At 31.1% G+C, this 13209-nt stretch carries 9 protein-coding genes; 7 read left to right on the plus strand and 2 right to left on the minus strand.

Annotation, left to right across the window (positions count from 1 at the left end; all coding sequences use genetic code 11):
* Positions 1 to 23: 23 nt before the first annotated feature.
* From MED152_RS12535 to MED152_RS12545, 3 genes are read left to right on the plus strand one after another with little or no spacing between them, the layout of a single operon-like run.
* Complete coding sequence (locus tag MED152_RS12535) at positions 24 to 1544, plus strand: FMN-binding glutamate synthase family protein (RefSeq protein ID WP_015482266.1); 1521 nt, start codon at positions 24 to 26, stop codon at positions 1542 to 1544.
* Positions 1525 to 2505: a YpdA family putative bacillithiol disulfide reductase gene (locus MED152_RS12540; protein ID WP_015482267.1), complete on the plus strand. Its 981-nt coding sequence runs from the start codon at positions 1525 to 1527 to the stop codon at positions 2503 to 2505. The genes MED152_RS12535 and MED152_RS12540 overlap by 20 nt, the downstream gene beginning before the upstream one ends.
* The gene (locus MED152_RS12545) at positions 2506 to 3177 is read left to right on the plus strand and encodes a class I SAM-dependent methyltransferase (protein ID WP_015482268.1); all 672 of its coding nucleotides are present in this window, start codon (positions 2506 to 2508) and stop codon (positions 3175 to 3177) included.
* Between the two features lie 75 nt (positions 3178 to 3252).
* Here MED152_RS12545 and gcvP read toward each other — a convergent pair whose 3' ends face one another.
* Positions 3253 to 6138 (minus strand): aminomethyl-transferring glycine dehydrogenase, encoded by a 2886-nt coding sequence (gcvP, locus tag MED152_RS12550; protein ID WP_015482269.1) that lies wholly within the window; start codon positions 6136 to 6138, stop codon positions 3253 to 3255.
* Between the two features lie 186 nt (positions 6139 to 6324).
* Here gcvP and MED152_RS12555 point away from each other — a divergent pair, with 186 nt between their 5' ends.
* A complete protein-coding gene (locus MED152_RS12555) occupies positions 6325 to 7146 on the plus strand; it encodes a hypothetical protein (protein WP_015482270.1) in 822 nt (273 codons plus the stop codon).
* Positions 7147 to 7286: 140 nt separating this feature from the next.
* Positions 7287 to 9179 carry a phosphoglycerate dehydrogenase gene (serA, locus tag MED152_RS12560; RefSeq protein WP_015482271.1) on the plus strand — a complete coding sequence of 631 codons (1893 nt, stop codon included), beginning with the start codon at positions 7287 to 7289 and terminating at the stop codon, positions 9177 to 9179.
* A 41-nt stretch (positions 9180 to 9220) separates the two neighbouring features.
* Here serA and MED152_RS12565 read toward each other — a convergent pair whose 3' ends face one another.
* A complete protein-coding gene (locus tag MED152_RS12565; protein ID WP_015482272.1) occupies positions 9221 to 10405 on the minus strand; it encodes a C40 family peptidase in 1185 nt (394 codons plus the stop codon).
* Between the two features lie 106 nt (positions 10406 to 10511).
* On the opposite strand from MED152_RS12565, the gene kynU reads away from it, so the two are divergent.
* Together kynU and MED152_RS12575 are read left to right on the plus strand one after the other, a co-directional pair.
* A complete protein-coding gene (gene kynU / locus MED152_RS12570) occupies positions 10512 to 11780 on the plus strand; it encodes a kynureninase (protein ID WP_015482273.1) in 1269 nt (422 codons plus the stop codon).
* 18 nt (positions 11781 to 11798) lie between these two features.
* Positions 11799 to 13208: an NAD(P)/FAD-dependent oxidoreductase gene (locus tag MED152_RS12575; protein WP_015482274.1), complete on the plus strand. Its 1410-nt coding sequence runs from the start codon at positions 11799 to 11801 to the stop codon at positions 13206 to 13208.
* Position 13209 lies beyond the last annotated feature (1 nt).

The raw sequence follows: 13209 nt of genomic DNA on the forward strand, positions 1-13209 counted from the left end.
TTTTACTAATCTAAATTTTAGCCATGAAAAAAACTATACTTACCACATTTGCATTACTTACAATTTCTACTGGAATTCTATTGTATTATGTTAGAGAAGCAGGTAGTGTAATATTATTTTCTATTTGCTTGTTGTTATTCATTATGGCAATCTATGACTCTTTGCAGCGCAAACATTCGTTATTGAGGTCTTTTCCATTGGTAGCCAGATTACGTTGGGTTTTTGAGGAAGAAAGAGAAAAAATTAGACAATATTTTATTGAGAATGACTTAAATGGCACACCCTTAAGCAGAGAGCAAAGGAGTTTGGTATACCAAAGATCAAAAAAGCAAACAGAAACCATACCTTTTGGTACACAACATAATTTGTATAATGATGGTTACGAATTTGTAAAACATTCTTTATTTCCTAAAGATCATCATGATGTAACAGGAGATAGAATAGTTTATGGCTCAGATAAATGTTCGCAAAAATTAGAAACTTCAATTTTGGGAATATCAGCCATGTCTTTTGGCTCATTAAGCAAAAATGCAATTTTAGCTTTAAACCAAGGAGCAAAAATGGGCAATTTTACACACAATACAGGAGAAGGTGGTGTATCTCCTTATCATTTACAAGGTGGTGATTTGGTGTTTCAAGTAGGTACAGGTTATTTTGGAGCAGGTAAAACCAATGATGAAGGAAAAAGAGTTTTTGATGCAGGCATCTTTAAAGAAAATGCATTAAAACCTGAGGTAAAAATGATAGAAATTAAATTATCTCAAGGAGCAAAACCTGGTCATGGAGGAATTTTACCAGCCAAGAAAAATACAAAAGAAATTGCAGAAATTCGTGTAGTAGAAGAGGGGACAGATGTTTTATCTCCTCCTTCGCATTCAGCTTATTCAAATTTTGAAGAAATGGTTGCTTTTATTCAAGAGGTTAGAGATTTGTCTGGAGGTAAACCTGTAGGTATCAAATTGTGTGTAGGTAATAATGAAGAAATTGAAGAAATGATTAAAACGTTTTCTACACTTAATAATTACCCAGATTATATTGCTGTTGATGGTGGTGAAGGTGGTACAGGTGCAGCTCCTTTAGAATTTACAAATTATATGGGAACTCCGTTAATTGAAGGGTTGTTGTTTATTCATAAAGTACTTGAAAATAACAACTTAAGAAAACAAATTAAAATTATTGCAAGTGGTAAGGCAATGAATGCTTTTGATGTTGTTCGTTTGTTAGCACTTGGAGCAGATGCAGTTGGTATGGCTCGTAGTTTTATGCTTAGTTTAGGCTGCATCCAAGCAAGGGAATGTAATATGGATACGTGTCCTGTTGGAGTTGCCACCCAAGATGAAGATTTGAATGAGGCCTTGGTAGTTGCTAAGAAAAATATAAGAGTAAAAAATTATCATAATGAAACTATAAAAGCCATAAAAGAAGTTGCAGGAGCAATGGGTATAGATAATTTAGGTAATCTAAATCCAACTCATATTTTTAGGAGAATGGAAGATGATAGTATTGTGAATTTAGAAAAAGTATATGAAAGACAATTGGTTTGATGTATTAATTATTGGAGGAGGACCAATAGGAATTGCTTGTGGTTTAGAGGCTAAGAAAAAAGGTTTGTCATATGTAATTATTGAGAAAGGCCCAATTGTAAATTCACTCTACAATTATCCTGTAAACATGCAGTTTTTTTCATCATCAGAAAAGTTAGAAATTGATGATATTCCATTTATTAGTAAAGCAGCAAAACCAGATAGAGCAGAAGCTTTAGAGTATTATAGAAGGATAACTACATCTAATAATATAAATATTAATTTATTTGAAAAGGTAAATGCAGTAACTAAGAATTATTCTGATTTTACGGTTATTACAACTAAAAATAAATACCAAGCCAAGCATATAATTGTAGCAACAGGTTTTTATGATTTACCCAAAAAACTTAAAATTGAGGGAGAAGATTTAAACAAAGTTTCTCATTATTACAAAGAGCCGCATTTTTATGCTGGTCAAAAGTTAGCAATTATTGGTGCAAGTAATTCAGCAATCGATGCAGCTTTAGAATGTTATAGAAAAGGAGCTGAGGTTTCTTTAATAATTAGAGGATCTGAGGTTGGACAACGTGTAAAATATTGGGTTCGACCAGATATTATGAATCGAATAAATGAAGGAAGTATTAAAGCTTATTTTAATGCTGAGGTTACAGAAATTCAAGAGCATTCAATAAAGGTAAACACTCCAGATGGTAATATTAAATTAGAAAATGATTTTGTGTTAGCGCTTACAGGTTATCAGCCTAATTTTAAATTCTTAGTAAATATGGGAATCAAGCTTTCTGATGATGAGAAAAAAATCCCTGAGTATGATAAAGAAACCATGCAAACCAATGTAAAAGGAATTTATTTAGCTGGAGTAATTTGTGGAGGAATGGAAACCCATAAATGGTTTATAGAAAACTCGAGAGTACATGCTAAAATGATAATTAAAAGTATTTTAAGTAAGGCTACTCTAGTTTAGATGCAAGATTCTAAAAACAACCAAAAGAAAATACCTTGGCCAACCAAAAAGGCTATGGAGCAAATTTATGAGCAAAATCTTTGGGGAGGCAATTCCGAAACATACTATTCTGGTTCAGGTTCTCACGATTTGAAGATTGTAGTTCCTTATATTAACTGTGTTTTAGGTTTTTTAAAATCGCTACCAGAATCTGTATCAATTCTAGATTTAGGCTGTGGTGATTTTAACATAGGTCAACAAATTCTACCATATGCAAAAAAATACATGGCAGTAGATATTGCCGAAAATGTAATCAATTATAACAAGTCAAAATTTATACAGGAAAATTTAGAGTTTTTATGTCTCGATATTGCTAAGGATGCTTTGCCTAAAGCAGATGTTGTCATCATAAGGCAAGTTTTACAACATCTCTCAAATAAAGAAGTTAAAATGATTTTAAGTAAGTTGAATGCTTATAAATACATAGTACTAACAGAACACTTGCCATTAAACAATTTTGAGCCAAATAAAGATATCATCTCTGGTCAAGGAATCAGATTGAAAAAACAAAGTGGATTATGCATAACAGAAGAACCTTTTAATTTTAAATGTGAAAAAGAATCAAAATTGCTGTCTATTGAATTAGGTGATAAAAAAGGCGTTATAAAAACTTGGTTATATCAGCAATTCTAAACAAACATCGCACTTTTCAATCATAAAAAAAACCACCTTTAAAAGGTGGTTTTTTTAATCTATGTTATTTATTGTTTACATATAATCCTCAATAGGGTTACAAGAACAAATTAAATTTCGATCACCATAAGCGTCATCAACTCTTCTCACAGTTGGCCAAAATTTATTATCAGCAATATATTCTAAAGGAAAAGCTGCTTGTTTTCTAGAATATGGGAAATCCCATTCATCACTAGTTAACATTTCTTGAGTGTGAGGAGCATTCTTTAACGTATTATTTGCATCTTCTTTTGTTACATTTTTAATCTCTTCACGAATGGCAATCATTGCATCACAAAAACGATCTAATTCAGCTAAACTTTCAGATTCTGTAGGCTCAATCATCATAGTTCCATTTACAGGAAAAGAAACTGTAGGTGCATGGAATCCATAATCCATTAAACGTTTAGCAATATCAACTACTTCAATTCCATTTTGTTTAAAATCTCTACAATCAATAATCATTTCGTGTGCAGCTCTACCTTTTTCTCCAGTATATAAAGTATCATAATGCCCATCTAAACGTTCTTTGATATAGTTTGCATTTAAAATTGCATTTTTTGTAGAGTTTGTTAATCCTCTAAAACCTAGCATAGTTATATAGCCATAAGAGATTAAACAAGCAAGTGCAGAACCCCAAGGAGCAGCAGAAATTGCTGTGATTGATTTTTCTCCTCCAGTTTCAATGATTGGATTGGTTGGTAAAAATGGTACTAATTGTGGAGCAACACAAATTGGGCCAACTCCAGGACCACCTCCACCATGTGGAATTGCAAATGTTTTATGTAAGTTTAAATGACAAACATCAGCACCAATTGTAGCCGGATTTGTTAAACCTACTTGAGCATTCATATTGGCACCATCCATATAAACCTGACCTCCATGATCGTGAATAATTTTAGTGATTTCTTGAATCTCACTTTCAAAAACTCCATGAGTAGATGGGTAGGTTACCATCAATGCAGCTAGATTATCTGAGTGCTTTTCTGCCTTTTCTCTTAAATCATCCACATCAATGTTTCCATTTTCTGCAGTTTTGGTAACAATCACTTTCATTCCTGCCATTACAGCAGAAGCAGGGTTTGTACCATGAGCAGAGGCAGGAATAATACAAATATTTCTATGAGAATCTCCTCTAGATTGATGATAAGCTCTAATTGTCATTAAGCCAGCAAATTCACCTTGAGCACCAGAATTAGGTTGTAAAGATGTACCTGCAAAACCTGTAATAATATTTAATTGATGCTCTAATTTCTTTAAAACCTCTTGATACCCTCTAGCTTGGTATAAAGGCACAAATGGATGGATATTACCCCATTGAGGATTGCTTAAAGGCAACATTTCAGAAGCAGCATTTAATTTCATTGTACAAGAGCCTAAAGAAATCATAGAATGATTTAAAGCCAAATCTTTACGTTCTAATTTTTTAATATAACGCATCATATCTGTTTCTGATTGATACGTATTAAAAATCTCATTATCTAAAAATGACGTTTTTCTAGCTACATTATCTGCAATTACATCAAAATCTGAATGAAAAGGTTCTTGTGTTAAAATTCTAGAAAAGCTATCGTAATTTTCTTCTTTTACAGGATTTGGACGTTTTTTTAACTGGCCAAATAAAGTAAATAAGTTCATTAAATCTTTTTCTGTAGTTGCTTCATTCAGTGAAAGTGAAACTAAATTATCAGAAACATAATTAAAATTCACTTTAAACGATTCTGCTACAGGTTTTAATCTTGCTTCTTCTATTTCTATTAAAAGAGTATCGAAGTAAGACGTGTTTAGTTGCTTAAAGCCAGCTTTTTCTAAATAATCTGCAACTAATTTAGTTTTGTTATGTACAGTATCTGCAATGTATTGTATACCATCTTTTCCATGATAAACAGCGTACATTCCTGCCATAACTGCTAACAATACTTGAGCAGTACAAATGTTAGATGTTGCTCTTTCACGTTTTATGTGTTGTTCTCTAGTTTGCAGTGCCATTCTTAAAGCACGCTTACCATTCATGTCTTTAGTAACGCCAATAATTCTTCCAGGAATACTTCTTTTGTAAGCTTCTTTTGTAGCAAAAAATGCAGCATGAGGTCCTCCATAACCTAAAGGTATTCCAAAACGTTGTGTTGTACCAACTACCACAGATGCACCAAATTCACCTGGTGCTTTTAATTTTACTAATGATAAAATATCTGCAGCAACTGCAACTTTAATATCATTATCGTTTGCTTTTGCAACAAACTCTTCATAATCAAAAATCTGACCTAATTTACCTGGATATTGTAAAATGGCACCAAAGAAATCATCATCAAACGTAAAATCTTCATGATTACCAACAACCAATTCAATACCAATAGGAGTAGATCTTGTTTGTAAAAGAGATAATGTTTGAGGTAAAATTTCTTCAGAAACAAAGAATTTATTTGCACCCGCTTTTTTCTTTGCACGTTCTCTCACATCAAAAAGTAAAGCCATAGCTTCTGCAGCTGCTGTACTTTCATCTAATAAGGATGCATTTGCTAACTCCATTCCTGTTAAATCACAAACCATAGTTTGGTAATTTAATAGGGCTTCTAAACGACCTTGAGCAATTTCTGCTTGGTAAGGTGTGTAAGCTGTATACCAACCTGGATTTTCTAAAATGTTACGTTGAATAACACTTGGCACAATTGCTTCATGATAACCTAAACCTATGTAGCTTTTAAAAACTTTATTTTTTTCAGAAAGTTCTTTAATATGAGCCAAATACTCATATTCACTCATGGCTGGTGCTAAATCTAAATCGTCTTTTAAACGAATATTATCTGGCACAGTTTCATTAATTAACTGTTCTAAACTATCTGCTTTAATAGCTTGTAACATTTTTTCTTGCTCCTTTTGGTTCGGACCAATGTGTCTTAATTGAAACGAATTAGTATTCATTAAATAAAGTTTTATTTAGATAATTTTCAATCAAATTTATTGTCAATTAAATCATGAAAATTATATCGATTTTTAATGTTACAAAAATAAGGATTCTAGAGGGTTTAAATTTGATAATTTAACAACAAATATTGTTAATTATTAACTAAATCTTAATGTTATTAACAGATACATTATTTTTGTAAAATGAAGGGTCTTAAAATTATTTTAGAGTTTTACTTGAATGCTAGTATTCATGTGGCTTTAGCTGTATTTGCTTTTTTAAGAATAACCGAAATTTATTTTGAGTTACCTTTTAATCAAAGTCTAGATAATTTTATTTTTTTTGGTACTATTACAGGTTATAACTTTGTAAAATATGCAGGAGTTGCAAAACTGCACCATAGAAGTTTAACGAGTAGTTTAAAAGTGATACAAGTTTTCTCTTTAGGTTGCTTTTTAATCATGTGTTATTATGCAACCCAAATTAAGTTAAGCACGCTAATTGTTTCTATACCATTTAATATTCTTACAGTTTTGTATGCAGTACCATTTTTAAGCGGATTTGCAAAAAATTTAAGACAAATTAGTTACTTGAAAATTATAATAGTTGCTTTTGTTTGGGCGGGTTTTACAGTGCTTTTGCCATTAGTTGATGCTGGTTTATCATTAAATGTAAGTGCAGTAATTCTATTTATTCAAAGATTTTTATTAGTGGTCGTTTTAATTTTACCTTTTGATATTAGAGATGTAAAATACGATGCTATTTCACTACAAACCATACCCAAAAAAATAGGGCTAGTACAAACAAAAAGGCTTGGGTTGTTACTATTAATTTTAGCTCTAATTTTAGAGTATTTAATTGAGACATCTGCAACTTTAAATGCGCCATTTATGTTGTTCTTTTTTATGGTTATTTTATTTCTAATGAGATCTAAAATAGAACAAAGTAAATACTACAGTTCATTCTATGTAGAAGCATTACCAATAATTTGGTGGCTATTTATTTTAGGATTTCTCAATTTTTAATTCGTTAAATGTATATTTTTCATTTTTTGATTAAAATACACTTCATTTAAAATTGATATCATAAAACTATAAAATCGCCAAATAATTGTTGGTTTAATTTGTAGATTTACCATTTAAATTTCAATCAAGAATTAACCATAATGAGCACTACAAAAAGAAACTATATTTTCGATTTTGATAGCACTTTAACCAGAGTAGAAGCTTTAGATGTTTTAGCAGAAATTACCTTAGAAAATAATCCTAAAAAAGATGAGATTATTCATGAAATCATAGATATTACAAATCTTGGTATTGATGGTGAAATTTCCTTCACAGAATCTTTAGAAAGAAGAATTAAGTTGTTGGAAGCGAATGAAGCTGATTTGTCTCAATTAATTGCAGATTTAAAGAAGCAAGTATCTACTTCAATTGAAAGAAATAAAGAGTTTTTTGAGTTGTATTCAGATGATATTTATGTAATTTCTTGTGGTTTTAAAGAATTTATAGATCCTATTGTAAAAGAATACAACATACCATCAGAAAGAGTTTACGCTAATACTTTTAAATTTGCGGATGATGGTAAAATAATTGGCTTTGATGCTAATAACCCATTATCACAACATAATGGAAAAATTCAATGTTTAAAAGACATGAATTTAGATGGAGAAATACAGGTTATTGGTGATGGTTACAGTGATTATGTGACGCGTGAAGCAGGAGTTGCAGATAAGTTTTTTGCCTATACTGAAAACGTATCTAGAGATAAAACAACCGAAAATGCCGATTATATTGCACCTAATTTAGATGAATTTTTATACGTAAACGATTTGACACGAAACATATCTTACCCAAAAAATAGAATTAAAATATTACTACTAGAAAACGTACATGCAGATGCTTTTAAGAAATTATCTACAGATGGTTTTTCTGTAGAAACCATCTCTAAAAGTTTGTCTGAAGACGAATTGATTGAAAAAATTAAAGATGTTCATGTTTTAGGTATAAGATCTAAGACCAATGTTACTCAGAAAGTAGTAGATGCTGCAGAAAAGTTAATGGTAGTAAGTGCATTTTGTATTGGTACCAAACAGATTAATTTAGAAGCGTGTAAAGAAAAAGGTGTTGTGGTTTTCAATGCACCTTACAGCAATACTCGATCTGTGGTAGAATTGGCAATTGGTGAAATTATAATGTTAATGCGTTCTGTTTTTCAAAGAAGTACAGAAATTCATAATGGTCAATGGAGAAAAACAGCAGAAGGTTCTAGAGAGGTTCGTGGTAAGAAACTAGGTATTGTTGGGTATGGAAATATTGGTTCTCAACTTTCAATCTTGGCAGAAGCTTTGGGTATGGATGTCTATTATTATGATGTTGAAGACAAACTAGCCTTAGGTAATGCAACTAAATTAGATACCTTAGAAGAGTTGTTATCAATTTCTGATGCAGTTAGTTTACATGTAGACGATAATGCTGCAAACAAGAATTTCTTCGGAGAAAAAGAAATCTCTTTAATGAAAGATGGTGCACATTTAGTAAATTTATCTAGAGGATTTGTTGTAGATATTCCAGCTTTAGTTGCTGCTTTAAAAAGCGGAAAACTAGCAGGTGCTGCAGTTGATGTATATCCTGAAGAGCCAAGAAAAAATGGTGACTTTTATACTGAATTAAAAGGTTTAGATAATGTAATTTTAACACCACATGTTGGTGGTAGTACAGAAGAAGCACAGAGAGATATTGCAGATTTTGTACCTAATAAAATTATGGCTTATATCAATTCTGGTAATACAGTAGATGCTGTGAACTTTCCAAATATTAGATTGCCAAGACAAACAGATGCCCATAGATTTTTACACATCCATAAAAATAAATCTGGAGTTATGGCTAAGATAAATGAAATTTTGGCGCAATACGATTTAAACATTACTGGTCAGTACTTATCTACAGATCCAAAAGTTGGTTATGTAATTACAGATTTAGATAAAGAATACAATAAAGAGGTGATTGATAAATTACGAAATGTAGATGGTACCATTAAGTTTAGAGTACTTTATTAGATATATAAAAAAAAAGCCTCTCAATTTTGAGAGGCTTTTTTTTAATTCAATTCATCTTTTAAATCGATGATGTTTTTATCTTTTTCACCCAAATAACGTCTGCTTCCTAAATATCTATTTTTATTAAACTCATCATATAATGGATTTTTTTCATCCATAGAGCTTATATGTACATTTCCAGAAGAGTGAATAAACTCCATATTATCATTACCTAACCAAATACCAACATGTACAACTCTTTGTTTTTTATCTTCAGTAGCTTTGGTTCCAAAAAACAACAAATCTCCTTTTTGTAAATCAGAGAAATTCAAATCGTTATCTACTATTTTACCAGCATTAATTTGTTGCGAAGCGTCTCTAGGAATTACAAATCCGTTTAATAAGTAAGTCATTTTTGTAAACCCACTGCAATCCATTCCTTTACTAGAAGTCCCTCCCCATAAATAAGGAAAACCTAACATTGATTTTGCAGTTTTTTCTATACTTTCTTGTGTGGCAACTAAATTTTTTAGCCACTCATTTAAAATTTGAGCTTCCTCTTTTTTAATGAATCCTTTTCGTTTATCAGGATATTCTACTTCATAGGTGTTTTTATCTTCAGAAATATACTTTAAAACTCCACCAAGTGTAATGTCTGAAACAATACTTTTGTTTAGGTCTATATTATCATAAACAAAACCAGCTGTATTTGTATAAATGATTTTTTTAGCATTTGACCAATAGTCAAATTCGCCTTTGTTCATTCTGTAAATTCCACCTTTATCAACCCAAGAAATATAACCATCTGGAGTTTGTATTCTAAAAAAATCACCTTCTTTATCTAATACTTTTAAAGACATCCCTAAAAGTCCTTGTGTGCCTAATTCAGCAGAATGCTTGGGTGCCGATCTTATATTTAGTACAGAGTTATTGCCAATAGCATACATTTCATTACCAACTACAGAATCTGGCAAAACCCTAATTTTATTTAAAAAATCAATATCTAAACTTTTTAAACTATCCAGCAATTTTTGATATCCTATTTTAGAATCAGTTTCTCCACTAACAATAATTTTATCATTGTCATAATCTACTTGAATATCATAAATTGCTACTCTTTTATCTGGTGCATATTGTTCTTTAATACTTTCATTTACCCCTTGTAAACCAGTAACTAATAAAGAATTGTTATTGCAAGAAACAAATAAGATTGCTAAGAAATAAAAGATTTTTTTACCAAAATTCATAAGCGTTTTTTTACTTTTTGATAGTATAAAGATAGTAATTTATACCATCAAAAATAACTTTATAAAGTAGATTGTTTATCTTTGAGAATAATCATTTTACAATTAAATGGAATATAAAAATACACTAGAATTCGCTAGAAAATTAGATAGTGAAGATCAATTGGCTACTTATAGAAACCAATTTCATATACCTCAAGATAAAGTTGGAAATGACTGGTTATATTTTACAGGGAACTCGTTAGGCTTACAACCTAAAAAAGCAAAAGAATACATTAATATAGAATTACAAGATTGGGCAGAAAAAGGTGTTGAAGGTCATTTTGATGGCGAAAATCCTTGGGTAACTTACCCTGAGTCTTTATCTGAAATGATGGCAAAAGTTGTAGGAGCAAAACCTATAGAAGTCATAATTATGGATACACTTACAGCTAATCTTCATTTTTTAATGGTTTCTTTTTACAGGCCAACAAAAAAGAGGCATAAAATTCTAATTGAGAGTGATGCGTTTCCTTCAGATAGGTATGCTGTACAATCTCAATTAAAATTTCATGGTTACTCAGAAGAAGATTTAATTTATTGGTCTCCACCAAAAGGTAAAGATCTTTTAGAAATAAAAGACTTAGAAAATATCTTGGAAGAACAAGGTGATGAAATAGCGTTGGTATTAATAGGAGGTGTAAATTATTACACAGGCCAAAGATTCGATTTTAAAAAAATAGCAGAACTTGGTCATGCAAAAGGTTGTGTAGTTGGGATAGATTTAGCTCATGGAGCAGGAAATATTCAGGCTAATTTACATGAATCTGGAGTAGATTTTGCTGCTTGGTGTACATATAAATATCTAAATTCTGGGCCAGGAAGTTTATCAGGAATTTTTGTTCATGAAAAACACGCTCATAATACTGAGTTACCACGTTTTGCAGGTTGGTGGAATCATAACAAAGACACACGTTTTAATATGAGGTTGCCTTTTGATGTAATGCCTGGAGCTGAAGGTTGGCAGTTGAGTAACCCTCCAATTTTAGCAATGGCACCAATTAAGGCGTCTTTAGAAATGTTTGAAGAAGTTGGTATGGATGCTTTAAGAGAAAAATCTATAAAATTAACAGGTTTTATGGAGTTTCTTTTTGAAGAATTAGGTTCAGATGCAGTGTCTATTATTACACCTAAGAATCCTGCTGAAAGAGGTTGTCAATTATCAATTCAAGTGAAAAATGCTGATAAAAGTTTACATCAAAAGTTAATGGACAAACACATAATTACAGATTGGAGAGAGCCTAATGTAATTAGATGTGCACCTGCACCAATGTATAATAGCTTTGAAGATGTTTACAAAATGGTGTCAATTTTAAAAGAAATTCTAAAAGATTACTAAAACCTTATATCGAATTCTATGAATAAAGACGATAAAATATTAATTATTGGAGCTGGTTTATGTGGAAGCCTTTTGGCACTTCGTTTAGCGCAAAGAGGTTTTAAAATAGAATTATTTGAAAGTAGACCAGATTTGCGTAAAGTAGATATTTCTGCTGGTAGATCTATAAACTTAGCATTGTCAGATAGAGGTTTAAAAGGGCTTAATTTATGTGGTGTTGCAGATAAAGCAAAAGAAATCTGCATACCAATGTTAGGTAGGCAAATGCATGATGTAAATGGTAATACTTTCGATTCTAAATATTCAGGTAGAGAAGGTGAGTATATCAATTCTATTTCTAGAGGAGATTTAAATGCAATTTTATTAGATGAGGTAGATTCACATAAAAACGTAAACATACATTTTAATAAAAAATGTACTCATGTAGATTTAGATGAAACCAGTATTGAGTTTTACGATTATGAAACGAAAGAGGAGTTTACAGTTACTGGTGATGTTATTTTTGGCGCAGATGGTGCAGGGTCTGTATTAAGAAAGCACTACATTTCAGAGCGAAAATTTTTATTTAGTTATTCTCAAAATTACTTAACTCATGGTTATAAAGAGTTAGAGATTCCTGCAGATGAAAACGGAAAACATCAATTAAGTAAAGGACATTTACACATTTGGCCTAGAGGAGATTTTATGCTTATTGCCCTACCAAATACGGATGGTAGTTTTACAGTAACTTTATTTTTAAGTTACGATGAAGGTGAATATAGTTTCGCTAATTTAACATCCGAAGAAAATATTACAGCATTTTTTGAAAAAGAATTCCCAGACGCTTTAGCTCTAATTCCGAATATAAAAGAAGAATTTTTGAATAATCCAACAGGATTTTTAGGTACTGTAAAATGTTCTCCTTGGAGCTATCAAAACAAAACTGTGCTAATTGGTGATGCCTCACACGCAATTGTGCCTTTTTATGGCCAAGGTATGAATGCTTCTTTTGAAGACGTTTTCGTGTTTGATGAAGTATTAAATAAAGGATTTAAAACGTGGCAAGAGGTCTTTAAGGCCTTCGAAAAAGAGCGTAAAAAAGATACAGATGCTATAGCAGATTTAGCAGTAGATAATTTTCATGAAATGAAAGATCATGTGGCTAATCCTTTATTTAAGGAGAAAAGAAAAATTGAGATGGATTTAGAAGAGCAATTCCCAGATGAATATTTTTCTAAATACGCTATGGTTACTTTTAAGGAGGATATACCTTACAGTGAAGCTATGAAAAAGGGTAGGGCTCAAGACAAAGCGTTATTGAATTTAATTGCTGACGATGAAATTAACACGCATTTAAATATGTCTAAAGAGGAATTACATCAAATTTTAAAAACGGTAAAGGAAGAGACAAACGAAATTTTACAAGAAGATAAAATAGCAGGTTTATAAT

Origin of the sequence: Polaribacter sp. MED152 (assembly GCF_000152945.2) — a bacterium.
Taxonomy (GTDB): domain Bacteria; phylum Bacteroidota; class Bacteroidia; order Flavobacteriales; family Flavobacteriaceae; genus Polaribacter.